Raw genomic sequence first — 23,863 nt, forward strand, 5'->3', positions numbered from 1 at the left:
CGATGCGGATCGTCGCCCGCCGTACGCGTATCAGGGACCGGATCGGCAGGTCAGCCTTCGGCGGGCAGGCGGGCGAGGGTGCGCATGAGAGTGGTGCGGCCGGTGCGCAGGGCGGCGGCCGGGTCCGTTCCCGCCGGGCCCTGCCAGCGGAGGTGCACCACGGTCGTGCCGTGGCGCACGCCCACGGCGACATGAGCGACCGAGCGGCGGAAGGCGCCCTTGGGCCGGGGCGGCGACTCGGGGTGCCGCACGGCGAACGTCCTGATCTGTCCGGCCCACGGGCCGCTGGTGAAGGGGTCGAGCCGGGGATCGACGCTGTAGGACGGTTCGTCCTCGTCGGAGGAGCATGAGCCGTCCCAGCCGAGCGGGCGGGCGCGCGCCCGTTCCGCACTGTGCTCGTCGGGCAGGAACAGCACGTCCTCGCGGACGGAAACGCCGCCGATGAGACGGCGGGTGACGGCGGGCGCGCCGGCATGGGCGTTCTGCTCGTGCGAAGGGTCGCCGCAGACCCGTTCGTGCGAGCGCGGCCCGGCCCCCGGCGCCGGCCACAGCGTCATGTCCTCGCCGTACGAGGAGGCAGGGGGAAGGGCGGCGGCCATCCTGGCCGAGGCCGACCGCGTGGCGGTGGCTGGCGCGGGTCCGGCAGGGTCGCCGCCGACGGCTCCCAGCACGGACGTGGCCGACGCGGTGCCCTGGAGCAGCACCTGCCGGCCGGGCCCGGCGCCCACCTCGAACGGCCAGGCCCACGTCACCTCCGCCAGCAGCCCGCCACGCGCGGCCACGATCGTCGCCACGGCGCCCGGCTCGCCGTCGTCCCAGGCGTCCATCGCGACCAGCGCCCGCACACCACGCCACCCCAGCCGGTCGAACCCCGCCACGTCCTGGAGCGCGTCACGACCGGGGCGATCGCACTCCCCGCTGCCCCGGCGGGCGGCCGTGACCGCGCCGGCCGCCGCCTCGGGGGAGATGAGCCAGAAGCGGACCCGCAAGGGCTGCTCCAGCTCCGGGAGGAGCAGCTCCCCGCTGTAGGCGGGCACACCCTCGGGCGGCGTCCGGGTATCGACGCCCTGCGGCCGGCACCATGCGAGGAGGGGAGCGCTGGGAGGGATGACGTAGGGGGCGCGGGTGGCGTCGTCGTCGAGGTGCCGGCGGAGCCGATCGGCGATCTCCTCGACCGAGGTGGCAGCGGCGGCGGGCGCCGGCAGGGCGGGCGACTTCAGCTGATCGGCGACGCCGAGGGAGAAGAGGAGGGTGATGGCCGCGGCCGCGATGCGCGTCCCCGGGGGTCTGGCAAGATCCACGACAGATACGACGCGGGGGAACCGGCGGAAGTTGGCCCGGGCGCGTCCTTTCGCCCAATAAGAAATCTACGTTGTAAAGGCGCTGGAATGTTGCAGATCACACCCAACCCCTACACAGCCACAACACCGACGAGGTAAGGGCTGCGAGCTTTGCACAGTCGTGCCAGGTGCGAGGCTGCGGAGGGGTTCGTTACCGCGCCTGGGCCGGTCGCTCGGGACGGGGGCGGGACGGCCTTTCCCGCCTCTATGGCCCCTGATCCGGCACGCGGGCGGTGTGAATAGACTTGTCCGACGTGACGTCGAAGCCGCGTATCCCGAATGTCCTGGCCGGCCGCTACGCCTCGGCGGAGCTGGCCCGCCTGTGGTCGCCCGAATACAAGATCATCGCTGAGCGGCGGTTGTGGCTGGCGGTGCTGCGGGCGCAGGCCGAGCTCGGGGTGGCGGTGCCCGAGGGTGCGCTCGCCGACTACGAGAAGGTGGTCGAGCAGGTCGACCTGGACTCCATCGCCGCGCGTGAACGCGTCTCGCGGCACGATGTGAAGGCGCGGATCGAGGAGTTCAACGCGCTGGCCGGGCACGAGCAGGTGCACAAGGGCATGACCTCGCGCGACCTGACCGAGAACGTCGAGCAGCTGCAGGTGCGCGACAGCCTGCTGCTGGTACGCGACCGGGTGGTGGCGCTGCTGGCCCGGCTGGCCACGCTGGCCGAGGAGCACGAGGCGACGGTGATCGCGGGACGGTCGCACAACGTCGCGGCGCAGGCCACCACGCTGGGCAAACGCTTCGCCACGGCGGCCGATGAGCTGCTGGTCGCCTACCGGCGGCTGGAGGAGCTGCTCGCCCGCTATCCGCTGCGCGGCATCAAGGGCCCGGTCGGCACCGCCCAGGACATGCTGGACCTGCTGGGCGGCGACCGGGGCAAGCTGGCCGAGCTGGAGCGGCGGGTGGCCGCCCATCTGGGGTTCGAGCACCGTTTCGCCAGTGTGGGGCAGGTCTATCCGCGTTCGCTGGACTTCGAGGTCGTCACCGCGCTGGTGCAACTGGCGGCGGCGCCGTCCTCGCTGGCCAAGACGATCCGGCTGATGGCGGGTCAGGAGCTGGTGACGGAGGGGTTCAAGGAGGGGCAGGTCGGCTCCTCGGCGATGCCGCACAAGATGAACACCCGCTCCTGCGAGCGGGTCAACGGCCTGGCCGTGGTGCTGCGTGGTTACGCCTCCATGGTGGGCGAGCTGGCCGGCGACCAGTGGAACGAGGGCGACGTGTCGTGCTCGGTGGTCCGCCGGGTGGCGCTGCCGGACGCGTTCTTCGCCTTCGACGGGCTGGTGGAGACGATGCTGACGGTGCTGGAGGAGTTCGGGGCGTTCCCAGCGGTGATCGCCGCCGAACTGGGCCGTTACCTGCCGTTCCTGGCCACGACGAAGATGCTGATGGCGGCGGTGCGGGCCGGGGTGGGCCGCGAGCAGGCGCACGAGCTGATCAAGGAGCACGCGGTGGCGGCGGCGCTGGCGATGCGCTCGCGTGGCGCGGCCAACGAGCTGCTGGATCGCCTGGGTGGCGATGAGCGGTTCCCGCTGGATCGCGACGGGCTGGCGGAGCTGCTGGCCGACCGGGTGTCGTTCACGGGGGCGGCGGCCGATCAGGTGGCGGCGGTCGTGCAGGCCGTGGGCGAGGTCGTGGCGGCGCATCCGGAGGCGGCCGGGTATCGTCCCGGCGCGATCTTGTGATCATCGAGCTGCGCTCGGCCCGCGAGCTCGGCTCGGCCTGCGATGACGACGACCTGGTGATGTGGGCGGCGCAGGGCCTGACGGGTGCGGGCCGGGCTTGGGCGCTGGGTGACGCGGTGGTGGCGGGCAGCCCGCTGATCTCGCGGCGGGACCGGCTGGCGGTGTGGGGCGGCGCCGATTGCGCGGCGGCGTTGCTGCGGCACGCGCTGGGTGAGCTGGGGCCCGCGTACCGGCCGCTGGGGGAGGCGGAGCTGATGAGCGAGGTGACGGCGAGGCTGGACGGGGTGCGTGAGCGGGGCCGGTTCTCGTGGATGAGCCTGCCCGCCGCCCCCGCCCCCATCCCTGCGTCGGTCTTAGGCGAGGCGGTGGGCTGGGTGGAGGCGGAGGCCGAGGTGGCGGCGTTGCTGGCGGCCGCCGCGCCGCACTCCTACGCCGTGCCGGGAGCGGCCGGGGTGAGCCGGTGGGCGGGCGTGCGCGTGGACGGGCGGCTCGCCGCCGTGGCGGCGGACGCCTGGTCGGCGCCGACGGTGGGCCTGCTGGCGGGTGTGGCCACCGATGCGGCGTTCCGGGGGAGGGGGCTGGCCGAGCGGGTGTGCCGGTGGGTGTCGCGGGAGCTGGTGGCGGCCTACGGGCGGGCCGCGCTGATGGTGGACGACGTCAACGCCGTCGCGATCGGCGTGTACGAGCGGATCGGCTACCGGCGGCGGCCGGTGATGGCCGCGCATGTCACCCCCTGAACCGGCACCCGGTCGGCGGTCTCGGGCCCCGGCGGAAAAACCGGATGTGGTTCGCGAACCGCTGGTGCAAAGTTGGCGGAGTGATGTCCGATTTTGTACCTGGTATCGAGTTGTCGCGCGCCTTCTACGGCGAAGTGGTGGCCCCCCTGCTGAGCGGGGTCGCGCACGGGGCGGCGCTGATCGGGCCCGGCTCGGAGGTGCTGGAGTTCGACACGGCGCGTTCGGCCGACCATGACTGGGGCCCCAGGGTGCTGTTGTTCGTGCCGGGGGAGCGGGTGGCCGAGGTGGAGGCGAAGGTGGTGGCCGGGCTGCCGGAGCGCTTCGCCGGGTTCCCCACCGTGTTCGGCTATCACGGCGCGCTGCGGCCCGGCGTGACGGTGACGGAGCTGGGCGGGTGGCTGCGCGGGCGGCTGGGCTTCGATCCGCGCGAGGGGGTGACGCTGCTGGACTGGCTGTCGGTGCCGTGGCAGCGCCTGGCGGAGGTGACGCGGGGCGAGGTGTTCTGCGACGGGCTGGGGGAGCCGGGGCTGGAGGCGGCCAGGGCGGCGTTGCGCTGGTATCCGCAGGACGTGTGGCGGTATGTGCTGGCCTGCCAGTGGCGCCGCGTCTGGCAGGAGGAGCCGTTCCCCGGCCGGTGCGGCGAGGTGGGTGACGAGCTGGGCTCGGCGGTGGTGGGGGCGCGGCTGGCGCGGGAGGTGATGCGCCTGGCGCTGCTGCTGCGCCGCCGCTATCCGCCGTACGCGAAATGGCTGGGCAGTGCGCTGGCGCGGATGCCCGGCTCGGCCGAGCTGGCCGAGTCGCTGGGGTCGGCGGTGGCGGCGCGGTCGTGGCGGGAGCGGGAGGAGGGGCTGTCGGCCGCGTACGCGCGGGTGGCGGGCTGGCAGAACCGGGCGGCGCTGGCCGAGCGGCAGGACGAGCGGGTGCGGCCGTTCTTCGACCGGCCGTTCCGGGTGATCGACGGGGAGCGGTTCGCGGGGGCGCTGATGGCGGCGGTGGGGGATGCGGCGGTCGCCGGGCTGCCGCCGCTGGGGTGTGTGGATCAGCTGACGGATTCGACGGATCTGCTGGTGGCGCCGGAGCGGGCGCGGGCGGTGACGGCGGCCGCGCTGGGTCTCACCGCTTAATGATCTACGTTGTAAAGGGCAAGGCTGTTCAGAGGGCACCCTCACCCTGACACTCGACAAACCTCATTCGACGAGGGAAGCCGCCAGATCCTCCACGCGGACGCGCCAGGCGTCGAGGAAGGCCGTGTCGCCGGTGTGGGTGACGACGAGGCGGGGGCCCTGCCCGGTGCCCTCGGTGAACTCCCAGCGCACGCCGCCCTCCGGGGTGTCGTACGCGAGCAGCTTGGCGGGCTCGGCGCGGGTGACGGGTCTCGCCTTGAGCCCGGGGACGGTGAACGCCTCGGGCGGCGGGCTGCCGGGCCTGGCGGCGGGGCCGCCGAGGAGCTGCCAGACGTCTTCGGCGGGGCGGGTGAGCTGGCGTTCGACGCGGACGCCGTCGCGGCCGGCGGTGCTGTCGATGGCGGCGGAGGGCAGGCCGAGGATGGCGATGTAGTCCTCGTGCAGGCGGGCGGAGGTGGCGGGGTCGGGGGTTTGCGGCAGGCGGGCGGGGCGGCCGTCGAGGTGGGCGAGCATGGCCTTGATGCAGGTGTGCCAGCCCGCGGCGAAGCTGGCGGCGCCGTGGCGGTCGGCGAAGGTGTGGGTGAAGGTGAGCAGGGTCGTCTCGCCGTCGGGCTGGAGGTGCCAGCGCAGTTCGTCGTCGCCCCAGGTGTGGGCGAAGGTGCGGGGCGGGTCGTTGACGGTGATGCGGCCGTCGGGGCCGAAGCCGTAGGTGATGCGGTCGCCGTCGATGGTGACGTCGGCGGGGAACCAGGCGGAGAGGTGTTCGGGGGTGGTGATGGCGCGCCAGACCTTTTCCGGTGGGTGGGGGAGGCGGCGCTGGAGCTGGAGGGTGGTGCGGCCGTCGGGGTGGAGGGTGAGGGTCTCGTTCATGGGGTGTGGTCTTCCATGGTGTCGAGGTGGGTTTCGAGGCGGTCGAGGGTGGTGTTCCAGAGGCGTCGGTAGGGGGTGAGCCAGGCGTCGATCTCGGTGAGGGGCTGGGGGTTGAGTTCGTACCAGCGGCGTTGGGCGTCTTTGCGGACGGTGACGAGGCCGGCTTGGCGCAGGGCGCGCAGGTGTTTGCTGGTGCCGGGCTGGGTGAGGCCGAGGTGGTGGGTGAGTTCGTTGACCTGGTGGGGGCGTTGGAGGAGGAGGTCGAGGATGTGGCGTCGTGCGGGTTCGGCTAGCACGTCGAAGGGCATGACGGCGAATATACTCGACCGGTTATATGCCCGCAAGTGCATGTTAAGGGGTCAGGGCGCGGCGGCGCGGCGCGCGTTGGCGCGGAACGCCTCACGGAGATACGCGGCCAGGCCGGGATGGACGGCGTCCATGACCTCGGTGAAACGGCTGTCCTCGACGTACAGGTCGCCGATGCACGCGTGCAGGTCGTGGTCGCAGTCGTAGAACCACCGGTTCATGTGGCCGCGGTGCCGCTCGGCCAGGTCCATGGCGTGCGGGCCGTCGGCGGGCAGCCCCGCCTTGCACGCGGCGGCGAAGTCGTCGTTGATGGCCTCGGTCTCGGCCTTCAGCCGCAGCCAGTCGGCCTTGGTGTAGGAGGCGACGCGCCGGCGGCTCTGCTCGTACTGGGGAGTGTGCCCCCACCGGCGTTCCACCTCGGCTTCGTGGTCCTCGGGCCGGAAGTGGCCGAAGATCTCGAAGCGTTCCTCCGGGGTGAGGGCGATGCCGGCCTGGCGGGCCTGGATGGTGCGTTCGACGGCGGCGATGACCTCGTGCAGGTGCTCGGCCTTGCGGGTGAGGAGTTCGTGCTGGCGGCGCAGGTGGGTGAGCTCGTCGGTGTGCGGCGCGTCGAGGATGACGGCGATCTCGTCGAGCGGGAAGCCGAGCTCGCGGTAGAGGAGGATCTGCTGCAGGCGGGTGAGGTCGTCGTCGGTGTAGCGGCGGTAGCCGGCGTGGGTGCGTTCGCTGGGGGTGAGCAGGCCGATCTCGTCGTAGTGGTGGAGGGTACGCACGGTGATGCGCGCGATCCGGGCGACCTGTCCGACGGAGTGGCTCATGGGGTCCAGCTTGCCGGGTGACGTGGCGTGCGGGTCAAGCCGGGCCCGATCGCGATCGGGCCCCGCCGGGGGTGTGCCGTGCGAATCTCATGGCCAGGTCAAAACTTGCTGTGGCTTCTTGACCAGGGCACACTCACGCCGTCGCGGGGACATAGCCTGGTGGCGACGACGGGGTCGCGGCGCACTCGGCGACCCGCTGCCCGCGTCGGTTGAAGGCGACCATGACAGCGGTGACGATCAGGACCTCCCGGAGGCGCCGTGCGGGCGACCGGCCGGCCGAGGCGACACGCTTCGCCGGGCGCCGGCACGAGGTGGCCGGCGCCGGGCTCCGGTTCGCCGTGCCCTGTGCCTCTTCGTCCTGGGTCGTTGACCGTTCCCGCCTGCCGTCGTCCGGGATCCGGGGCCGTGCCGCCCTGGCCGCGGGCGGGGCGGGCGCTGATCGACTGGAGTTAGCACCTGTGCTCGCGAGAAGAACAGCTGCCGCGGGGGGGCGCGCCGGTGCACGCCGCAGGGCCCGGGGCCCGGCCGGGCGGCGGCCCGGTGAGAACGTACGTACCGGCGAGAGACCGCCGTCACGGCCACGCCCGCTGACGGACGACAGGGAAGGCGGCCGCCTGCGAGCCCGGACGGCCGCCCGGCTGCGACGGGCCGGCCGCGGGATGCGACCGGCCACGGGCTTATTACGGCGACCCGCCGGACCGGGCTCGGGCGGAGCCGTCAGGGCCGGAGCGGGCGCGGTGGTCCCGGAGCCCGCGGGCCGGGCGAACGAGCCCGCACGCCGCCCTGACCTCCTGACCGCGAATGGCGCGCGGCCGCGCGGACGTCCCGAACCCGGCCACGGATCCACCGTGTCCCCGGGCCACCAGTTATTACCCGGCCGCAGCCCCGGACCATCCCACCCGTCATGACGGCACCGGCTCGCGAGAGCCGTCGTCCCGGATCCGCCAGACCGCCGGCACCAGCAAGGTGACGGCGGTGACGAGCACGGCGGTCGCCGCGCACGCCAGCAGAACGGGACGCGTACCGAAGAACGAGGCCGCCGGCCCGGCCAGGCCCATGCCGACGGGAGCCGCCACGAGTCCGCCGAGCATGGTGACCGAGGCTGCCCGCGCCACCGCGCCGGCCGGCAGATGCCGCTGCAGGGCCGTGGTCTGGATGACGTTGTGCGCCGTCACCTGCCCGCCCGCGGCCACGCCCGCGGCGACCAGCTGCCAGACGGGCGCGGGCAGAGCGAGCAGCGCCGGAAGCGGTGCGATCAGCAGGAACGCCAGCAGGGCGGCCACCATGGGGCGGGCGGGCCGCCAGTGCGCGCTGACGACACCTCCGGCCAGCCCGCCGATGGCGTAGGCGATGCCGATCGCCGACCACGCCGGCGCCCCGCCGAGTGACCGGTCGGCGACGTACGGGCCGAGCACGAGGATGGGGGAGATCACCAGCGCGTTGGCGACGGCGAGATGGACGATCCACACCCACAGCCACGTGCGCCGCCCCACCTCGGCGAGTCCTTCGCCGATCCCGGCCAGCAGCCCGCGGCCCTGACCGCGGTCGCCGCCGGGGAGCAGGCGCGGGAGCCGCGACAGGAAGACGGCGCTCACCGCGAACGTCAGCGCGTCGATCGCGATCGCCCACCCCGGCCCGACCAGCGCCACGAGCGCTCCGGCGACGCCCAGCGCGACGATCGACACGGTGCTGCGGGAGATCGAGATCAGGCTGTTGGCCGCCTGCAGGTTCTCCTTGCCGGCCAGGGAGGAGACGAGCCCGACGGCGGCCGGGTTGAAGAACGCCGATCCGGCGCCGGCGATCAGTTGCAGGGCCACCAGCATCCACAGGTGCGCGCTGCCGGTCAGCAGGAGCACGGCTGTGACGCCGTGGGCGGCCAGGCGGGTGAGGTCGGCGATCAGCATGATGGAGCGGCGCGAGAAACGGTCGCCCGCGGCTCCGCCGAGCAGGGTCAGCGCGATGATCGGCAGCCGGGTGCTGAGGATCACGATGCCGAGGTCGACGGCGGAGCCGGTGAGGTGCAGCACGGCGAAGGCGATGGCGAGGGGGGTGAGGGCGTCGCCGAAGAAGGAGGCGGTCTGGCCGAGGTAGTAGCGGCGGAAGCCGGGCTCGGCCAAGGGGGAGAGGGTGGCGGAGAGCCGGGCTCTCGCTCCCCGGCGCGCGCGGTTTTCGGCGCCCGCCGCTGCGTCGGCGACCGGACCGCCGCCCGTGTGACCGCCCGTGTGACCGCCCGTGTGACCGCCCGTGTGACCGCCCGTGTCGCCGTCGGGACGAGCGCGGTTCAGGGCTGTTCCTGGATGCGGACCAGGTTGCCGGCCGGGTCTCGGAAGGCGCAGTCACGAACCCCGAACGGCTGCTCGACCGGCTCCTGCACGACCTCCGCGCCGCCCGCCCGCGCCCGTTCGAACAGGCCGTCGAGGTCGTCGGTGGCCAGCAGGATGCCGGCGTAGGTGCCCTTGGCCATCATCTGGGCGATGGTGGCGCGCTCGGCGGCGGTGATGCCGGGGTCGGCGCCGGGCGGCTGCAGGACGAGGGACGCGCCGGGCCGGCCGGCGGGCCCGACCGTGATCCAGCGCAGGCCGTTGTAGCCGACGTCGTCGCGTACTTCGAAGCCGAGCAGGTCGCGGTAGAAGGCCAGGGAGGCGTCCGGGTCGTCGTGCGGCAGGAAGCTGGCGTGAATGGCGATGTCCATGACCATCACGCTAGACGCGGCCCGGTGCCGGGCGCTTCTCGGTTCCTGCCCGGTTCCCCGGCCAGGGCACGCTGGGCCGGTTGCGCGTGCGGCACAATGATCGGGTGACGAGCGACAGTCTTCCCGCGGAGCCCATGCCCGGTCTCGTGCGGGCCGCGCGGGTGGTGCTGATCGTGCAGGTGGCCGCCAGCGTTCTGGGGCTGGTCGTGATGGGCGGGGTGCTGGCGGCCGCGGCGAGCGCCCCCTCGCTGTTCCTGCTGCTGTTCCTGCTTCCCGCCGTGGTCCTGGTGGTGATGGTGTGGCTGGTCCTGCGGTGGTCGTCGCGGCGCTCGTTCGTCCGGTGGGCCGCGGTGGCGGTGGAGGCGGTCCTGGGCGGCGGCAACCTGGTGTCGATGCTGGTGGCGGGCCGCTTCGTGTGGGCGTCGCTGCCGTTGAGCGTGCTCCTGCCGCTGGGGGTGGCCGGCGCGCTGCTCACCGCGCCCGCGGCGCGCTGGTTCAACCGCTGACGTGGCCGGCGTCACCGGTGGCCCGGGACTGCTGAACGACGCGGATCCGGTATTTCTATCCCGGGTATAGCATGGGTGCCATGGTGCGACCCCCGCTGACCCCCGAAGAACGCCTCCGTGGCGAGCAGCTCGGCCTGGTGTTGCGACGGGCCAGGGCGGAGCGGAGCATCGTCGAGGTCGCCGCGGCCGCCGGCATGTCCGCCGAGACGCTCCGCAAGATCGAGACCGGCCGGATCGCCACGCCCGCGTTCTTCACCATCGCGGCTCTGGCCGACGTGCTCGGCATCTCCCTCGATCACCTCGTCACCCGCTCCACCCCGGCCGCCGCCCCCTGACGCGCCGGCGCCGCGCGTCCCCCTCCAGGAACGCGCGGCACACCCCATCAGGGTGGGGTCACGCTCTCGCGGTCACCCGGCGGAGGGGCGTCACAGCCACGGCCCGCACACCGTGCCGTCCGGGCGGCAGGCGCGGAAGAACGTGCGCCGCCCCCGCAGATGATCGCTGATCGTGCCCGTACCGCCGCGCACGAAGTAGGTGCGCACGCGCGTCCCGTCGTTGCGGATCTGCACCTGGCGGGGGCCGCCGCGTCCCTTGATCTTGTAGAACACCTGGAATCTGCCGCCGCCGATCCGCTTGAACGCCTTGCACACGGCCACGGCCGGATCGCTCAGGTACAGGTGCACATGCTGGACCTGATACCCCGGAAACGTGCTGCTCCGGCATCCCGGCACCGGATGGGCCGACGCGCTCGCGGCAGGCGTGCCGACGACGCCCGCGGCGGCCAGGGATGCGACAGCGACGGCGAGGCCACGACGTATGGCCTTCGCGGTCATGAGGTTCTCCTCTCGTGGGATCCCCGGATCCTGACCACGCCGACGCTAGAGCCGCTAGACCCGCCAGTCTGCGCAGAAATCCACACACCCGGCCCTCAACCCCGGCGCCGCCGCCGGGGGATTCACACCAGCGCGAGCTGCGCCGCCGCCGGCTCTCGCGGCTCGGCCACCGGCGCCCCGCATCCCATCCCGTACATGCGGCACAACTGCGCGATCTGGCCCGTGATCCGGCCCTCATAGCCCGCCGACGGCAGCCCCGCCCGGTCGTACAGCTCCGCATAGCGCTCGACCAGCTGCGGATGCGCCTCCTCCAGCCACCGCAGGTACCACTCCCGCGTGCCCGGCGGCAGCCGCAGCACCACCGGCTCCACCGCCGCCGCGCCCGCCGACGCGATCCGCCGTACGGTGGCCGCCAGCTGATCGGCCGCGTCACTCAGCAGCGGCAGCACCGGCGACATCAGCACCCGGCACTCCACCCCCGCCTCCACCAGCGCCGACACCAGCTCCAGGCGCGCCTGCGCCGACGGCGCCCCCGGCTCCACCGCCCGCCGGATCCGCTCGTCCACGAACGCGATCGACACCGCCACCCGCGCACCCGCCCGCGCCAGCAGCTCCGCGTCCCGCACCACCAGCGCGCTCTTGGTGTAGACCGTGAACGCCGCCCCCGCGCTCGCCAGCGCCCCGATCACCCCCGGCATCAGCCGGTAGCGTTCCTCCGCCGCCTGGTAGCAGTCGCCGCCCACCCCGACCGCGATCTCCGTGCCGTCCCACCGCGCGAGCTCCGCCCGCAACCGCTCCACCACGTTGGGCCTGACCACGATCCGGGTGTCGAAGTCGGCGCCCGCGTCGAGCCCGAGCCGGCGATGACCCGCGCGGGCGCCGCAGCCGCGGCAGGCATGGGCGCAGCCACGGTAGGGGGAGACCGCCCACCGCTGCGCGATGCCCGCGACCTGCGGCACCCGCTCGATCACGGTGCGGGCCTGCATCTCGTAGAAGCCGTCACGCGCCACGGCGCGCCGCTCGATCAGCGGACGCTCATCGGCGGCGTCGACAAGCGCAAGCGCGTCCCAACCCACATCACCAGTGGAACACGCATTCGACTCCGTTTTCAAGCCGTTCCCCCCAACCCCGCCCGCCCGCGCGGGGGAGCGGACCCACGATACTGGCGGCACACCCGCCCCGCCCCGCCTTCGTCTGGAGCCCCCTCATGGCCTGGATCCTGCTCGCCCTCGCCATCGCCTCCGAGGTCGTCGCCACCACCGCGCTCAAACTCAGCAACGGCTTCACCCATCTCGGCTGGAGCCTCACCGTCGCCGCCGGCTACATCATCTCGTTCCTGCTGCTGGCCCGCGTCCTCAAACTCCAGCTCGACGTCGGCACCGCCTACGCCGTCTGGTCCGGCGCCGGCACCGCCGCCATCGCCCTCATCGGCGCCGCCTTCCTGGGCGAGACCCTCACCCCCGTCAAGGTCGGCGGTATCCTGCTGATCATCGCCGGCGTCGTCGTCCTCAACCTCGCCGGCGGCCACTGAACCAGCGGCCCCGCGCGCACCCCGCTCGGCCGGGGGAGCGCGGGGCCCCGTCCCTCAGCGAACGGACACCATGATCCACCACCTCGCCCTGCACACCGACTGGGAGCACGCCCGCACCACAGGGGAGTACCGCGTCTCCACCCTCGGACGCACCCTCGACCAGGTCGGCTACATCCACTGCAGCCGCGACCTGCCCCAGCTGCACGGCGTCCACACCGCCTTCTACAGCCACCTCACCGAACCACTGATCATCCTCGACATCGACCCCGCCGGCCTCGACGTCCGCGTCGAGAACGGCTACCCCCACCTGTACGGCCCCCTGCCCCTGACCAGCGTCACCGCCACCCGCCCCTACACCCGCACCACCACCTGACGCCGCCCATGGACACCCGCGCCGCCGCCCAGCGCTTCGCCGACACCTGGCAGCACGCCTGGACCCACCACGACGTCACCGCCATCACCGCCCTCTACCGCGACGACGCCGTCCACACCAGCATGCCCTTCCGACCCCCGCACCAGGGCCGCCAGGCCATCGCCGACTACATCACCTGGTCCTTCACCGGCGAGAGCGACCCCCACGTCACCTTCGCCACCCCCATCGTCGACGGCGACCAGGCCGCCATCGAATTCCGCGTCCACGCCCACGACGACGGCCGCCCCATCACCCTGGCCGGCTGCGTCTTCGCCCGCTTCGACGCCGACGGCCTCGCCGTACAGACGCGCGACTACTGGCACACCACCGACGGCCACCACTGACCACCGGCGCCCACCCATGACGAAGGCCCGCCGCGCCCCGCGCGACGAGCCGTACCGGACAAAGGAAGACCGCCACCCGTCCCCCTCCCGGACGGGCCACCTCCAGCGATCAGCGCACCACCCGCAACGGCGCACGCCCCGCACCCGCGGGCACCGGCACCGGAGCAGGGGAGGGGGCCGGCCTCGGCCGCGCCACCTGCTGCGTCACCTCCGCAGCCTGCTGCTGCACCTGCTGCCGGGCCGCCATCTGCTGCGTCTGATCCGCCGCCTCGGCACACCCGCCCGAGCAGTACCCGTTCGTCACGATCAGCCGCCCCCGCGACGCCGTGTACGACTCCTTACCGGAAGCGGGCAGAACCCCCCGACACATCGGACATAAAACCGACTCGTTCCCCACGTGCTGCTCCTCTCGCGGCGCGAATGGCAGGACTCCCACCCTAAAACCACACCTGGCGCCAAGGACAGCGAATCAACACAACGTCAAACCAGCCGTCAACGCACCCGGGAGCCCGCCCCACCGCACCGCCCGCCCCCGAAACCCCCGCTCACCACCCCCGCCCGGCTCGCACCACCACCCTCACGAGCCGCTCGGGGAGAGCGGAAAAATCTTCCCACCAACCGCACCCGTCCCGCACCATGAGGCTCGTCGCCTGCCGAGGGGGAGACGCCCCGGCTCAACCCGGACCGTGACGGTTCTCCTGAGACAGCAGCCGGAGAAACACCGGCGCCAGCAGGTCCACCGACGTCTCCCGCAACGCCTCCTCGACGGTGACCAGACGCGACCGCAGCTCGTAACCCTCCGTGTCCACCCACTCGGTGTCCGGCGTGCTCTCCCGCCCGGACGCCCCTCGCCTGGCAGACGATCTGCAGGAAATCGGGGAACGGGGCCGCGGGGCCGGGCGGCTGGGGGAGCAGGTGCGTCAGATGCAGCCACCCCACGCGCCGGACACTGCCGCGATCGACCCACCAGCCGGTCTCCTCACGCACCTCGCGCACGATGGTGTCCGTGAACGACTCACCGGCCCGCCGCCGCCCGCCCGGCCACGGATGAGCGCCGTCGCGGTTCTCACAGAAGACGATCGAGTCGCCGACCCGGACGATGCACCGCACCGACGTCACCAGCTCCAGCGGCACCTCGACGTCGGAGGTGTGGGCGCCGACGCGGAGCGGCAGCCGCCCGCCGGCCCAGGCGATCTCGTGGCTTTCCACCGGGATGACCGTCTCCAGGAGGCGGGCCAGCTCTGGGTGGCGTTCTCTCATCCCTGCTCCTTTTCCTCGTATGGGACCGGGCGGCTCGCCTGCCGGTGGGGAGCGTCCCGGCGACGTCTACTTGACATAATGTTCATTATCAAGCAACTGTGGAAGTGCCGAATAATCCGCGCCCGCGCGGGCAGGCGCACCGCATGCTCCCGCTCGACATCGCCGCCCCCAGCATCGTCGCGCTCACCGCCGTCGTCACGGCCGGTGCCATCTGGCTGATCATTCTCGCGGTACGCCTCACCAAGAGCCCGCGCAACCGTCCCGGCATCAGTGTCGATCTTGTCGATCAGGTGCGCGAGCTGAAGGCGCTCGGCCAGATCCAGGAAGCCGTGTTCTTCGTACGCGGTGAGACCGGGATGAGCCAGCGCGCCGCCGCCCGCTTCGTCAACCGTCTGTGACCCCCTGCCCGCGCCGGGTCACGCTTCGATGCCATACCGAACAGAATGGGGCTTCTGTATGGTATAGGTAATTTTCGCATCGAATGTGCGTTTTCGTGCGGCTTGGCGGGATGCCGTTCGCAGCGGTTGCAGGAGAACGGCTGCCGTCGCCGGGCGGACGAGTGCCGGGATGTGAGCGCGCCGCCATGACGGTCCCGGCCTGCGATGATCGCCGGGGTGCGCGGGTGTTCTGCTCCCCTGTCCCCTGTTCGAAAAATGTCGATGGGTCAGGCGTCACAACGCTCCGCTCCCCCATGCCGGCGTGCCGCCGGCCGGTCATGAGCGTCATCGGCCGAGCCGGTCGCCTGGAGCTCCAGGCGACCGGTGGGCTTCTCCCCTATTCAGGCGCCGCCGGCGTCATGGAGAGGTTCCAGTAGGCGGCGTAGCGGCCGCCGCGGCGCAGGAGTTCGTCGTGGGTGCCTTCTTCTGCCACCCGGCCGCCGTCCAGGAAGGCGATGTGGTCGGCGTTGCGTACGGTGCGCAGCCGGTGGGCCACCATCACCACGGTCCGGCCCGCCATGAGCCGTTCGATGCCCTGGTGGACGGCTGCTTCGTTGGCCGGGTCGAGGGCGGAGGTCACCTCGTCCAGCAGCACGATGGGGGCGTCTTTGAGCAGGGCGCGGGCGATGGAGACGCGCTGGCGTTCGCCGCCTGACAGCAGGGTGCCGCCTTCGCCGACGGGGGTGGCCCAGCCGTCGGGCAGGCGTTCGATCACCTCGTCCAGGCGGGCCGCGGTCGCCGCGGCGCGGACTTCGGCGGTGGTGGCGGCAGGGCGGCCGAGGCGGATGTTGTCCTCGATGGTGGCGTCGAAGAGGTAGACGTCCTGGAAGACGATGGCGATGCGGGCCATGAGTGCCTGGGTGTCGATGGCGCGGACGTCGGTGCCGCCGATGCGGATCGCGCCGGTGTTCACGTCGTGGAAGCGGGCCAGGAGGTGCAGCAGGGTGGTCTTGCCGGCGCCTGAGGGGCCGACGACGGCGAGCCGGTGGCCTTCGGGGAGGGTGAGGGTGAGGTGGTCGATCACGGTGTGGTCGCCGTGGCGGAAGGTGACGGAGTCGAATTCGAGGTCGTGGCGGGTGGGTTCGATCGGGTCGGGGGGTTCGGGGAGCGGCGGGGTGCGCAGGAGGGTGTCGAGTTTGGTGAGTTCGGCGCGGGCGCCGCGGAGCTGGCCGCCGATGTCGCCGAGGGACAGCAGGGGGTCGGCGCAGCGGGTGGCCAGGACGAGGAGGGTGAGTGCTTCGGCGGGGCCGATGGTGGCGCCGAGGGCCAGATGGGTGGCCAGGATCAGGAGTGCGGTGAGGATGGCCTGCACGGTGAGGGTCAGGCCGAGGACGCCGGGCAGTGCCGAGAGCGTGGAGCGGCGGGAGGCGTGCTGGAGTTCGCGCAGGGAGTCGTCGAGCAGGGTGAAGCGTTCGGTGGTGCGGCCGCCTGCCCGCAGTACGGGCTGGGTTTGGAGGTATTCGATGACGCGGCCGGTGGCTTGCTGGTCGCGGTGGTGGCGTTCGGTGTCGGCGGCGTTGGTGGCGCGTCCGGTCCAGTGCTGGATGGCGGCGACGACGGGGACGGCGAGGAGTGCGGCCAGTCCGAGCGGGGGGTTGTAGGCGAGCATCACGGCGACGATGGTGAGGGGGGTGACGGCGGCGGCGATGTAGGGCGACAGGACGTGTGCGAGGACGCTCATCGCCTGGAGTACTCCCCTGCTGGCCAGGAGGGAGACTTCGCCGACGCGGCCGGGGGCGTACCAGCCGATGGGCAGGCGGGCCAGGTGGTCGCCGAGCCGCCGGTAGGTGCCGCGCAGGAGGGTGGTGCCGACGCGGAAGCCGGACAGGTCGGCGGCGTAGCGGAGTGCGGCGTAGGCGGCGACGGCGGTGGCGAAGGCGATGAGCCAGGGGCGGGCGGCGGTGGTGTCGCCTGTGAGCAGGGCGTGCAGCATGGGGACGAGCAGGGCGTAGGACAGTCCTTCGGCGATCGCGGTGGCGGTCATGAGGGCTATGGTGCGGCGCACGGGTCGGGCGTAGTGGTGTCCCAGGACGCGCAGGAGCATGCGGATCATCGGGGGTCGTCTCCTCGGTGGGTTCGCCAGAACGCGGCGAACCTGCCGTTCTGGTTCAGGAGTTCGGCGGGTGTGCCGTGTTCGGTGATCGTTCCGTTCTCCAGCAGCACGACGGTGTCGGCGTCGGTGATCGTCTCCAGGCGGTGGGCGATGACGACGATGGTGCGGTCGCCCCGGGAGGTGGTCAGTGCGTGGCGTACGGCGTGTTCGGTGTGGGGGTCGGCGAAGGCGGTGGCCTCGTCCAGGACGAGGACGGGGGTGTCGGCGAGCAGGGCGCGGGCGATGGCGATGCGTTGGGTTTCTCCGCGTGACAGGCCGGTTTCCTCGTCGAGGATGGTGTCGTAGCCGCGTGGCAGTCGCAGGATGCGGTCGTGGATGTTGGCGAGTCTGGCGGCTGTGGTCACCTGATGGTGGTCGGCGTGTGGGAGGGCGAGGGCGATGTTGTCGGTGACGGAGGCGCGCAGGAGGCGGATGTCCTGGAAGACGAAGGAGATGGTGCGGTAGAGCTGGTTGCTGCCGAGGTCGCGCAGGTCGGTGCCGCCGAGGGTGATGGAGCCGTGGGTGGGGTCGAAGAAGCGGGGCAGGAGCTGGACGAGGGTGGATTTGCCGCTGCCTGAGGGGCCGACGATGGCGGTGGTGGTGCCGGGTTCGAGGGTGAGGTCGATGCCGCGCAGGACGGTGCGGCCGGTGTCGTAGCCGAAGTGCACGTTCCGTAGGTGCAGGCGGTGCCCTTGTGCGGTGGCGGGGCGGGCGGGTTCGGGTAGTGGGTCGACGGCGAGGACGTCTCTGATCCGGCCGGTTGCGCGCCAGGCGGTCTGCAGGTCGTCGAAGCCGTGCCCGAGGGCGGCGACCGGTGCGGTGAGTCCGAGGCCGAGCAGGAGGAAGGGCAGCAGGTCGGCGGGTGGCAGGCCGCCGTCCGCGATGAGGAGGGTGCCGCCGGTCAGCACGGCCAGGAGCACGAACGGTGGTGCCAGCGCGGTCTGCATGGCGGCGGCGATGGGTGCGAGGCCGCGTGCCCAGCGCAGGAAGGTGTCGGCGAAGGTGTCGGTGGCGGTCAGGAAGGTGCGGTGGGTACGGTCGGCGCCGCCGAAGGCTTTGACGACCGCGATGCCTTGGACGAATTCCACGGCCGAGTCGGCGATGCGTCCCATGGCCGTGTCGAAGTCGCGCTGTTCGCGCTGTCGTGCCGGGGTCATCATCAGCGGGACGAGCGCTATGGCCAGCAGGACCGGGATGAGGGTGATGAGGGTGAGGCGCCAGTCGATGGTGAACAGGTAGATGAGTGACGCCAGGGGCACCACGAAGGCTGAGACGAGTTCGCCGGGGGTGTGCGCGATGAACGGGTGCACGGCGCTCACGTCCTCCCCCACCACCTTGGCGAGCTCGCCTGTCCTGCGCTGGGAGAGCCATCCGATCGGGACGCGGCCGAGGTGGGCGGCCAGGCGGCGGCGGAAGGCGAGCTGGACCTGGCCGTCGAGCAGGTGCCCGATCCCCGAGGAGGCGGTGGTGAACAGCAGCCGGATGAGCAGTCCGGTGACGCCGGCGAGTACCGCGGTCCAGGCGTGGGCGTGGTCGGGCGGGCCGGGCGCGAGGAGGGTGCGTCCGACTTCGGCCACCGCCAGGAGGGGTGCCAGGCCGGCTACGGCGCCGATGACCTGCAGGGTGAGGAGGGCGGTGAAGCTGCCGGCGTGGGGGCGCAGCAGGCCGGTCAGGGTGCCGGTGTCCGGCCGGGGGTCAGTCACGCGGGTGTCAGTCACGGAGGTGTCAGTCACGGAGGTGTCAGTCACGGAGGTGCTCCTGGAGGAAGGCGAGGATCTCCGCCCGGGCGGGTGTCGCCTGGGGGGTCAGGCCCGGCATGCTGAGGAACGCGTGTCCCGCCTGCGGGTGTTCGCTGAGCCGGGCGGGTGTTCCGGCCGTCTGGAGGCGGTGGGCGTAGTGGCGGCCGTGGTCGGCGAGGGGGTCGGCGGCCGGTACCACGACGAGGGCGGGGGCCAGGTCGTGGAGGTCGTCGGCGTGCAGCGGGGACAGGGCGCGGGCGTCGGTGCCTTCGGGGACGGCCAGGCGCTGGAAGAGGCGCAGTTGCGGTAGGGACAGGGTGGGTGTGTCGGGGTAGCGGGTCGTCGAGTCGTAGGTCCAGGCGGTGGGGGTCAGGTCGGTGGCCGGGTTGACCAGGACCTGTGCTCGCAGGTTCAGGCTGGCCTGGTGGGCTCTGATGGCGGTCAGGGCGGTGATGAGGCCGCCGCAGCTTTCGCCGAAGACGGCGGCGCGGGCGGGGTCGATGTCCCAAGTCCCGGCGTGGCGCAGCAGGTGCCGCAGGACGTCCCAGGCGTCGTCGGCGGCGGCCGGCAGCGGGGTCTGCGGGTCGAGGAGGCGGTGCTCGACCGAGACGACGGCCGCGGGCAGGTGGGCGGCGAGGTGGCTGTTGACCCAGTCGCTCTGTGCGGCCGTGCCGACGAAGCCGCCTCCGTGCACGTGGATCACGAGGGGCAGGGGGCCCGTGGCCGGGGGGCGGTACACGCGGACGGGGAGTTCGCGGCCGGGTAGCGGTACGTGCTGCCAGGTGATGGTGGCGGCGGGGTCGGGTTGTCCGGTGATGACGCGTGCGGCCGTGGAGGCGCGGGCGTGGTTCTCGGCGTCGCGGTAGGCGGTCAGTTGTTCGGGGGTCACCGTGGTCCAGTCGGGCTCCGGGGGCCGTCGTATCGTGGTGAGGTCGTTCATGGGCCTCTCCTCAAGTTTCGCTACCTCTGGTTTCGAAACCTACGGTAGCGCAACTTGGTATCGTGTGAGCGTGAGCCTGACCTCGAGCACTCCCGCCCGGCCGCCCGGCCGCCCGCGTTCCGGCGTCAACGACGTGGTCTTCGCCGCGACGCTGCGCACGGTCTGCGAGCTGGGCTACGCGCGTGCCACGGTGGAGCGCATCGCCGCCGCGGCCGGCATCGCCAAGACGACGATCTACCGCCGCTGGCCGACGAAGGGGGCGCTGATCGTGGACTGCCTGCTCGACGCGTTCGGGCCGGTGCCGGTGAAGGGGGGCGACCGGGCGGAGATCATGGCCTCGGCCATCCGCTGGGCCGCGGCCAAGATCGGCGAGCCGGGGGTGGGCGACGCGTTCGCGGGCGTGTTCAGCGACGGTGTCAGCGATCCTGGGCTGCGCGAGATCCTCTCCTCGCGGTTCCAGGACCCGTACCGGCTCGCGCTGCAGGAGGCGCTCGGCGAGCCGGAGCACCGGGTCCTGTTCTTCATCGACGTCGTCGTCGGGACCCTGCTGCACCGCATGGGCATGACCGGCGAGCCGATGGCCGACGACGACGTCGACGCGCTGGTGGAGATGGTCCTGCCGTCCTTCCGCTGATGACCCCGAGCCGGGCTGGAGCCCGGTGAGCGGCCGGAGGCGTCCGGGTGCTCCCCTCCCCCGCGTGACAGACCGGGCCGGTCGCGGTCAGGCGGGTGCGGTGATGCTCCAGTGGAAGCCGTCGGGGTCGGTGAAGCGCCCGGCGTAGTCGCCCTGGCCGGTCCGGGCCGCCGCGGCGGTGATCCGGCCTCCGGCGGAGGCCGCGGCGGCGAGCAGAGCGTCGACCTCGTCACGGGAGGCGGCGGTGTGGGTGAGGACAAGCGCGGAGAAGCCGTCGCCGTGCTCGCCGACGCCGGCGTCCTTGGCGAGGCCTCCGCGGGGCAGCAGGCCCAGCCGGCACCGGCCGCCGGAGGTGACGGTGAAGTCGATGAACCTGTCTCCGTAGTCGTGGCGGACGCTCATGCCCAGCCTCTCGTAGAACGCCTTGGAGGCCGTCGGCTTGGCGACGCCGAGGTAGACGGCGGTCTCGGCCGGCTTCGGCGGGCCGGGGACGGGATGGGTGTCCTTCTTGGAGGCAGCGGCCAGCTTCCACACGGCTCCGTCCGGCGCCTGATAGACGGCGGTGAACTCGCCGAACAGCTGTTTGCGCGCCGGCTTGACGACCGTGGCGCCGTTGCCGGTGGCGCTCTGGAGCAGGGCCCTGACCTCCGCGGGCCGGCCGACGATGGCGGACAGGACGTAGCCGCGGAAGCCTGAGGCCGCCGGCGTCGTACCGCAGCCGGTGGCCAGCGCGTCGACGGGGTGGAGGGCGAGCCGTCCGGTGCCGTGCAGGTCGACGGCGGCGGTGTGGCCGCCGGTGGCTGCGGCGGTGGCGGAGAACGCGGCCGTGTAGAAGTCGCGTGCGGCCTCCACCTGCGGTACGCCGAGGGTGATGAGGTCGACGGAGAGCGGCATCAGTGATTCCTTCGCGTCTTCATGGGCGGGTTGATCGGGGGTGAGAGTCATGCGATCACGCTAGGCATGGCCGCCGGGCGGGGGCTTCTCCGTTCCTGACCGGTCTGCTCGCCCGGCCGCCCGTGGTTGAGCCGTCATGAGTCCCGGGCTCGCTCGTACGGGCCGGCATCGATAAGGAGCCGTATTCGACCTTCAGCTTCACCGCCGAGGCGAACCTCGCCGACGGCAGCGGCCTGTGGCCCACGGCTTTCGCGGTGACCGGGCTGAGCGACGAAGCCGCCGAGGCGATCACCGCCCTCGTCAGGAAGGCCGTGAGCTGACGCATCCGCCCCCAGCACCCACAACACGACGGTGGCGCGGGCGGGTGGTTCGGTGTGGCCCGGGGGCGGGGCCTAAGGTGGGGCGCCATGGCATTGCGGCTTGTGCAGGTGAACTTCAAGGCCCGGGACGACGCGGCGCTCGGCCGGTTCTGGGCGGGGGCGCTCGGGTACGGCATGTCGAGTGAGGGCCCGGGGGTGACCAATCTCGAGCCCGAGGGCATCGCGTGGCCGGATCCCGACGGCTTCTACGTCGATCTGGTGAAGGTGCCGGACCCCGAGACGGTGCGGTACCGGGTGCGGCTCGATCTCGCCACCACCTCCCCGGAGCATCAGGCGGAGCTGGTGGCGCGGCTGCGGAAGCTCGGCGCGACCCCCGCGGACGCGGAGCGGGGCGACGGGCCGTGGGTGGTGCTGGCCGACCCCGAGGGCAACGTGTTCCGCGTGCTGGAGCCGCGGGAGGCTCACCGGGACACCGGGCCGATCGCGGCGGTGGTGGTCGGGTGCGCGGATCCGCGGGCCTTGGCCGCCTTCTGGGGTGAGGCGGTCGGCTGGGCCGTGCACGAGGCGGGCGACGAGCGGGCGGTGCTGCGTTCGTCGCGGGGTGTGGGCCCGTTCCTGGAGTTCGCCCGGCAGGAGTCGGGGGCGGGGCCGGTGCGGAGCCGGATCCACATCGATCTGATCCCGTCTCGCGGGCAGGAGCAGGCGGCCGAGGTGGCGCGGCTGCTGAAGCTGGGTGCGCGGCCGGCGGATGTGGGGCAGGGCGAGGTGTCGTGGGTGGTGCTGGCCGACCCCGAGGGCAACGAGTTCTGCGTGCTGGGACCGGGCTCCTCCCCCTCGGCGTAGCGGGCCGGCGGGGTCAGGGGGTGAGGCCGGCGCTGATCAGCCAGATGTGCTCGCACGTCGCCGATGCCCGGCGCAGGCTGTCGCGGGACTCCTGTGAGGCGTGGTAGAAGCTGCGTTCGATCATCCAGCACAGGGCGCGGGCCATGGCGGCGGCCTGGTCGGGCCCGGTGCCGGGGCGCACGCCCGCGCGTTCCAGCACGGCGGTGATGGCGGCGATGAACAGGTCGGCGGTGTGGCGCCACAGGTCGCCGATCTCCGGCACGGTCAGCGACAGGTCGATGGCGGTACGCATGACCAGGCCGTGCTCGTTCCACAGCTCGACCGTGCGGCGCATCGCCGCGGCGACGGCCCGGCGCGGGTCGTCGCTCGCGGCCGTGGCGCGCGAGCGTTCCCACAGGTGCTGGACGGTGCGGGCGACGAGCGCGGTGACCACCTCCTGTTTGGAGCCGAAGTAGAAGTACAGGGCGCCGCGGGTGATGCCGGCGCCCTGGGCGATGTCGCCGACGGTCATCGCCTCGTAGCCCTTGTCCGCCAGGAGGGCTTCGCAGGTGTCGAGGATGGCCCGTTCTCGGACGTCGCCCTTGCGTTCGGTGGCGCGGCGGCCGCGCGGGGGGTGGGCGGGCATCAGAGCTGGGCGCCTTCGGGGAAGTCGGTGCTGCGCGAGAGCGTCTCCCAGGTGCGGATGTCGTCGTCGACGGCGCGGCGGGCGGCGCCGATCAGGCGCAGCGCGTCGGAGCCGAGGACGAGGTGGGCCGGCGGCCGTTCGAGCGCGGCGATGCGCACGACGGCCTCCCCCGCCTTGGCCGGGTTGCCGAGCTGGTTGCCGCTGGCCTTCTGGCGGGCCTGGCGGATCGGGGTGAACAGCTCGTCGTAGTCGCTGATGGCGCGGCCGGCGCGGGTCATGGAGCGTCCGGACCAGTCGGTGCGGAAGCTGCCCGGTTCGACGGCGGTGACGTGGATGCCGAACGGGGCGACCTCCTTGCCGAGCGCTTCGAGGACGCCTTCGAGGGCGAACTTGCTGCCGCAGTAGGCGGACATGCCGGGCACGGCCATGAGGCCGGCCATGGAGGTGACGGCCATCAGGTGGCCGCGGCGGCGGCGCCGCATGTGGGGCAGGGCCGCCTGGAGGGTGGCCATGGCGCCGAAGACGTTGACGTCGAACTGGCGTCGTACGTCGGCCAGCGAGGTCTCCTCGAAGATGCCTTCCAGGCCGTAGCCGGCGTTGGCGATGACGACGTCCAGCGGGCCGACGGTGTGCTCGGTGTCGTCGACGACGGCCGGGACGGCGGCGGTGTCGGTGACGTCGAGGATGCGGCCGTGGGCGTGGCCGGGCTTGAGCGCTTCGAAGGCGCGCAGGTCGTCGTGGTTGCGGACGGTTCCGGTCACGGTGTGGCCGGTGGCCAGGGCGGCCTCGGCGAAGGCGCGGCCGAGTCCGGTGCTGACGCCGGTGATGAGCCAGTTCTGGTGCTGCATCGCTTTCTCCGTACGGGGTGTTCGAAGGGGGCT

The 23,863-nt window shown here is 72.6% G+C and carries 27 protein-coding genes and 1 pseudogene; 11 read left to right on the forward strand and 17 right to left on the reverse strand.

What is annotated here, in order from left to right:
- Nucleotides 1-50 precede the first annotated feature (50 nt).
- Nucleotides 51-1,301 carry a hypothetical protein gene (locus B0I32_RS15745; protein ID WP_106239511.1) on the reverse strand — a complete coding sequence of 417 codons (1,251 nt, stop codon included), beginning with the start codon at nucleotides 1,299-1,301 and terminating at the stop codon, nucleotides 51-53.
- Between the two features lie 293 nt (nucleotides 1,302-1,594).
- Between B0I32_RS15745 and purB the strand changes: the two genes are divergently transcribed.
- The 3 genes from purB to B0I32_RS15760 all read left to right on the forward strand — a co-directional run bounded on the left by purB (nucleotide 1,595) and on the right by B0I32_RS15760 (nucleotide 4,886).
- Nucleotides 1,595-3,025, forward strand: a complete 1,431-nt coding sequence (purB, locus tag B0I32_RS15750) for an adenylosuccinate lyase (RefSeq protein ID WP_106240138.1) — start codon at nucleotides 1,595-1,597, stop codon at nucleotides 3,023-3,025.
- Nucleotides 3,022-3,762 carry a GNAT family N-acetyltransferase gene (locus B0I32_RS15755; protein WP_219911834.1) on the forward strand — a complete coding sequence of 247 codons (741 nt, stop codon included), beginning with the start codon at nucleotides 3,022-3,024 and terminating at the stop codon, nucleotides 3,760-3,762. The genes purB and B0I32_RS15755 overlap by 4 nt, the downstream gene beginning before the upstream one ends.
- A gap of 83 nt (nucleotides 3,763-3,845) precedes the next feature.
- Nucleotides 3,846-4,886 carry a DUF4037 domain-containing protein gene (locus tag B0I32_RS15760; RefSeq protein WP_181307433.1) on the forward strand — a complete coding sequence of 347 codons (1,041 nt, stop codon included), beginning with the start codon at nucleotides 3,846-3,848 and terminating at the stop codon, nucleotides 4,884-4,886.
- 63 nt (nucleotides 4,887-4,949) lie between these two features.
- Here B0I32_RS15760 and B0I32_RS15765 read toward each other — a convergent pair whose 3' ends face one another.
- The 5 genes from B0I32_RS15765 to B0I32_RS15785 form a co-directional block, all read right to left on the reverse strand.
- The gene (locus B0I32_RS15765) at nucleotides 4,950-5,756 is read right to left on the reverse strand and encodes an SRPBCC domain-containing protein (RefSeq protein WP_106239514.1); all 807 of its coding nucleotides are present in this window, start codon (nucleotides 5,754-5,756) and stop codon (nucleotides 4,950-4,952) included.
- A complete protein-coding gene (locus tag B0I32_RS15770; protein WP_106239517.1) occupies nucleotides 5,753-6,064 on the reverse strand; it encodes an ArsR/SmtB family transcription factor in 312 nt (103 codons plus the stop codon). Before B0I32_RS15770 ends, B0I32_RS15765 begins: the two co-directional genes overlap by 4 nt.
- 51 nt (nucleotides 6,065-6,115) lie before the next feature.
- Nucleotides 6,116-6,880, reverse strand: coding sequence for a MerR family transcriptional regulator (locus B0I32_RS15775; protein ID WP_106239518.1), 765 nt, complete (start codon nucleotides 6,878-6,880; stop codon nucleotides 6,116-6,118).
- Nucleotides 6,881-7,782: 902 nt separating this feature from the next.
- Nucleotides 7,783-9,216, reverse strand: coding sequence for an MFS transporter (locus B0I32_RS15780; protein ID WP_106239521.1), 1,434 nt, complete (start codon nucleotides 9,214-9,216; stop codon nucleotides 7,783-7,785).
- Entirely contained in the window at nucleotides 9,162-9,572 is a 411-nt protein-coding gene (locus B0I32_RS15785; protein ID WP_106240143.1) for a VOC family protein, read from the reverse strand. The genes B0I32_RS15780 and B0I32_RS15785 overlap by 55 nt, the downstream gene beginning before the upstream one ends.
- 104 nt (nucleotides 9,573-9,676) lie before the next feature.
- On the opposite strand from B0I32_RS15785, the gene B0I32_RS15790 reads away from it, so the two are divergent.
- Both B0I32_RS15790 and B0I32_RS15795 read left to right on the forward strand, forming a co-directional pair.
- Nucleotides 9,677-10,078: a hypothetical protein gene (locus tag B0I32_RS15790; protein WP_146178167.1), complete on the forward strand. Its 402-nt coding sequence runs from the start codon at nucleotides 9,677-9,679 to the stop codon at nucleotides 10,076-10,078.
- 80 nt (nucleotides 10,079-10,158) lie between these two features.
- The gene (locus B0I32_RS15795; RefSeq protein ID WP_106239526.1) at nucleotides 10,159-10,413 is read left to right on the forward strand and encodes a helix-turn-helix domain-containing protein; all 255 of its coding nucleotides are present in this window, start codon (nucleotides 10,159-10,161) and stop codon (nucleotides 10,411-10,413) included.
- 90 nt (nucleotides 10,414-10,503) lie between these two features.
- Here the strand turns inward: B0I32_RS15795 and B0I32_RS15800 are convergent, their stop codons facing one another.
- A complete protein-coding gene (locus tag B0I32_RS15800; protein WP_106239528.1) occupies nucleotides 10,504-10,911 on the reverse strand; it encodes a hypothetical protein in 408 nt (135 codons plus the stop codon).
- A gap of 122 nt (nucleotides 10,912-11,033) precedes the next feature.
- Nucleotides 11,034-11,987: a radical SAM protein gene (locus tag B0I32_RS15805; protein WP_245955849.1), complete on the reverse strand. Its 954-nt coding sequence runs from the start codon at nucleotides 11,985-11,987 to the stop codon at nucleotides 11,034-11,036.
- 131 nt (nucleotides 11,988-12,118) lie between these two features.
- On the opposite strand from B0I32_RS15805, the gene B0I32_RS15810 reads away from it, so the two are divergent.
- From B0I32_RS15810 to B0I32_RS15820, 3 genes are all read left to right on the forward strand, one after another.
- Nucleotides 12,119-12,442 carry a DMT family transporter gene (locus B0I32_RS15810; protein ID WP_106239531.1) on the forward strand — a complete coding sequence of 108 codons (324 nt, stop codon included), beginning with the start codon at nucleotides 12,119-12,121 and terminating at the stop codon, nucleotides 12,440-12,442.
- Nucleotides 12,443-12,512: 70 nt separating this feature from the next.
- The gene (locus tag B0I32_RS15815) at nucleotides 12,513-12,815 is read left to right on the forward strand and encodes a DUF952 domain-containing protein (RefSeq protein WP_106239534.1); all 303 of its coding nucleotides are present in this window, start codon (nucleotides 12,513-12,515) and stop codon (nucleotides 12,813-12,815) included.
- A gap of 8 nt (nucleotides 12,816-12,823) precedes the next feature.
- Entirely contained in the window at nucleotides 12,824-13,198 is a 375-nt protein-coding gene (locus tag B0I32_RS15820; protein ID WP_106239536.1) for a nuclear transport factor 2 family protein, read from the forward strand.
- Nucleotides 13,199-13,307: 109 nt separating this feature from the next.
- Here B0I32_RS15820 and B0I32_RS15825 read toward each other — a convergent pair whose 3' ends face one another.
- The 3 genes and pseudogenes from B0I32_RS15825 to B0I32_RS61675 form a co-directional block, all read right to left on the reverse strand.
- Nucleotides 13,308-13,502 carry a hypothetical protein gene (locus B0I32_RS15825; RefSeq protein ID WP_146178168.1) on the reverse strand — a complete coding sequence of 65 codons (195 nt, stop codon included), beginning with the start codon at nucleotides 13,500-13,502 and terminating at the stop codon, nucleotides 13,308-13,310.
- Between the two features lie 370 nt (nucleotides 13,503-13,872).
- Nucleotides 13,873-14,007 carry a hypothetical protein gene (locus B0I32_RS60935; protein ID WP_281262601.1) on the reverse strand — a complete coding sequence of 45 codons (135 nt, stop codon included), beginning with the start codon at nucleotides 14,005-14,007 and terminating at the stop codon, nucleotides 13,873-13,875.
- A 124-nt stretch (nucleotides 14,008-14,131) separates the two neighbouring features.
- Nucleotides 14,132-14,458 (reverse strand): annotated as a pseudogene (locus B0I32_RS61675) (NUDIX domain-containing protein); the annotation flags it as partial.
- Nucleotides 14,459-14,601: 143 nt separating this feature from the next.
- Here B0I32_RS61675 and B0I32_RS15830 point away from each other — a divergent pair.
- Nucleotides 14,602-14,856, forward strand: coding sequence for a hypothetical protein (locus B0I32_RS15830; protein WP_106239540.1), 255 nt, complete (start codon nucleotides 14,602-14,604; stop codon nucleotides 14,854-14,856).
- 376 nt (nucleotides 14,857-15,232) lie between these two features.
- Here the strand turns inward: B0I32_RS15830 and B0I32_RS15835 are convergent, their stop codons facing one another.
- Genes B0I32_RS15835 through B0I32_RS15845 form a run of 3 tightly spaced genes read right to left on the reverse strand, consistent with a single transcriptional unit; the run spans nucleotide 15,233 to nucleotide 19,666 of the window.
- On the reverse strand, nucleotides 15,233-16,948 hold the full coding sequence (locus tag B0I32_RS15835; RefSeq protein ID WP_106239542.1) for an ABC transporter ATP-binding protein: 1,716 nt from the start codon (nucleotides 16,946-16,948) through the stop codon (nucleotides 15,233-15,235).
- Nucleotides 16,945-18,690 carry an ABC transporter ATP-binding protein gene (locus tag B0I32_RS15840; RefSeq protein WP_245955850.1) on the reverse strand — a complete coding sequence of 582 codons (1,746 nt, stop codon included), beginning with the start codon at nucleotides 18,688-18,690 and terminating at the stop codon, nucleotides 16,945-16,947. Before B0I32_RS15840 ends, B0I32_RS15835 begins: the two co-directional genes overlap by 4 nt.
- Before the next feature lie 37 nt (nucleotides 18,691-18,727).
- Nucleotides 18,728-19,666 carry an alpha/beta hydrolase gene (locus tag B0I32_RS15845; RefSeq protein ID WP_106239544.1) on the reverse strand — a complete coding sequence of 313 codons (939 nt, stop codon included), beginning with the start codon at nucleotides 19,664-19,666 and terminating at the stop codon, nucleotides 18,728-18,730.
- Nucleotides 19,667-19,736: 70 nt separating this feature from the next.
- Here B0I32_RS15845 and B0I32_RS15850 point away from each other — a divergent pair, with 70 nt between their 5' ends.
- On the forward strand, nucleotides 19,737-20,300 hold the full coding sequence (locus B0I32_RS15850) for a TetR/AcrR family transcriptional regulator (protein WP_245955851.1): 564 nt from the start codon (nucleotides 19,737-19,739) through the stop codon (nucleotides 20,298-20,300).
- Nucleotides 20,301-20,387: 87 nt separating this feature from the next.
- Here the strand turns inward: B0I32_RS15850 and B0I32_RS15855 are convergent, their stop codons facing one another.
- Nucleotides 20,388-21,194, reverse strand: coding sequence for a VOC family protein (locus B0I32_RS15855; protein WP_146178170.1), 807 nt, complete (start codon nucleotides 21,192-21,194; stop codon nucleotides 20,388-20,390).
- A 407-nt stretch (nucleotides 21,195-21,601) separates the two neighbouring features.
- On the opposite strand from B0I32_RS15855, the gene B0I32_RS15860 reads away from it, so the two are divergent.
- Nucleotides 21,602-22,357: a VOC family protein gene (locus tag B0I32_RS15860; protein ID WP_106239548.1), complete on the forward strand. Its 756-nt coding sequence runs from the start codon at nucleotides 21,602-21,604 to the stop codon at nucleotides 22,355-22,357.
- Nucleotides 22,358-22,370: 13 nt separating this feature from the next.
- Here B0I32_RS15860 and B0I32_RS15865 read toward each other — a convergent pair whose 3' ends face one another.
- Both B0I32_RS15865 and B0I32_RS15870 read right to left on the reverse strand, forming a co-directional pair.
- The gene (locus B0I32_RS15865; RefSeq protein ID WP_106239550.1) at nucleotides 22,371-22,982 is read right to left on the reverse strand and encodes a TetR/AcrR family transcriptional regulator; all 612 of its coding nucleotides are present in this window, start codon (nucleotides 22,980-22,982) and stop codon (nucleotides 22,371-22,373) included.
- On the reverse strand, nucleotides 22,982-23,830 hold the full coding sequence (locus B0I32_RS15870) for an oxidoreductase (RefSeq protein ID WP_106239552.1): 849 nt from the start codon (nucleotides 23,828-23,830) through the stop codon (nucleotides 22,982-22,984). The genes B0I32_RS15865 and B0I32_RS15870 overlap by 1 nt, the downstream gene beginning before the upstream one ends.
- Between the last annotated feature and the right edge of the window lie 33 nt (nucleotides 23,831-23,863).

The sequence above is a fragment of the Nonomuraea fuscirosea genome (assembly GCF_003001935.1).
In the GTDB taxonomy this organism is placed as follows: Bacteria; Actinomycetota; Actinomycetes; order Streptosporangiales; family Streptosporangiaceae; genus Nonomuraea; species Nonomuraea fuscirosea.

Bases quoted from the DNA above. Each gene is read 5' to 3' on its own strand.
- B0I32_RS15795 (WP_106239526.1), top strand. From the start codon at position 10,159: ATGGTGCGACCCCCGCTGACCCCCGAAGAACGCCTCCGTGGCGAGCAG.
- B0I32_RS15855 (WP_146178170.1), bottom strand. From the start codon at position 21,194: ATGCCGCTCTCCGTCGACCTCATCACCCTCGGCGTACCGCAGGTGGAG.
- B0I32_RS15785 (WP_106240143.1), bottom strand. From the start codon at position 9,572: ATGGACATCGCCATTCACGCCAGCTTCCTGCCGCACGACGACCCGGAC.
- B0I32_RS15770 (WP_106239517.1), bottom strand. From the start codon at position 6,064: ATGCCCTTCGACGTGCTAGCCGAACCCGCACGACGCCACATCCTCGAC.
- B0I32_RS15760 (WP_181307433.1), top strand. From the start codon at position 3,846: ATGTCCGATTTTGTACCTGGTATCGAGTTGTCGCGCGCCTTCTACGGC.
- B0I32_RS15765 (WP_106239514.1), bottom strand. From the start codon at position 5,756: ATGAACGAGACCCTCACCCTCCACCCCGACGGCCGCACCACCCTCCAG.
- B0I32_RS15830 (WP_106239540.1), top strand. From the start codon at position 14,602: ATGCTCCCGCTCGACATCGCCGCCCCCAGCATCGTCGCGCTCACCGCC.
- B0I32_RS15845 (WP_106239544.1), bottom strand. From the start codon at position 19,666: ATGAACGACCTCACCACGATACGACGGCCCCCGGAGCCCGACTGGACC.
- B0I32_RS15865 (WP_106239550.1), bottom strand. From the start codon at position 22,982: ATGCCCGCCCACCCCCCGCGCGGCCGCCGCGCCACCGAACGCAAGGGC.
- B0I32_RS15820 (WP_106239536.1), top strand. From the start codon at position 12,824: ATGGACACCCGCGCCGCCGCCCAGCGCTTCGCCGACACCTGGCAGCAC.
- B0I32_RS15800 (WP_106239528.1), bottom strand. From the start codon at position 10,911: ATGACCGCGAAGGCCATACGTCGTGGCCTCGCCGTCGCTGTCGCATCC.
- B0I32_RS15860 (WP_106239548.1), top strand. From the start codon at position 21,602: ATGGCATTGCGGCTTGTGCAGGTGAACTTCAAGGCCCGGGACGACGCG.
- B0I32_RS15775 (WP_106239518.1), bottom strand. From the start codon at position 6,880: ATGAGCCACTCCGTCGGACAGGTCGCCCGGATCGCGCGCATCACCGTG.
- B0I32_RS15815 (WP_106239534.1), top strand. From the start codon at position 12,513: ATGATCCACCACCTCGCCCTGCACACCGACTGGGAGCACGCCCGCACC.
- B0I32_RS15810 (WP_106239531.1), top strand. From the start codon at position 12,119: ATGGCCTGGATCCTGCTCGCCCTCGCCATCGCCTCCGAGGTCGTCGCC.
- B0I32_RS15870 (WP_106239552.1), bottom strand. From the start codon at position 23,830: ATGCAGCACCAGAACTGGCTCATCACCGGCGTCAGCACCGGACTCGGC.
- B0I32_RS15835 (WP_106239542.1), bottom strand. From the start codon at position 16,948: ATGATCCGCATGCTCCTGCGCGTCCTGGGACACCACTACGCCCGACCC.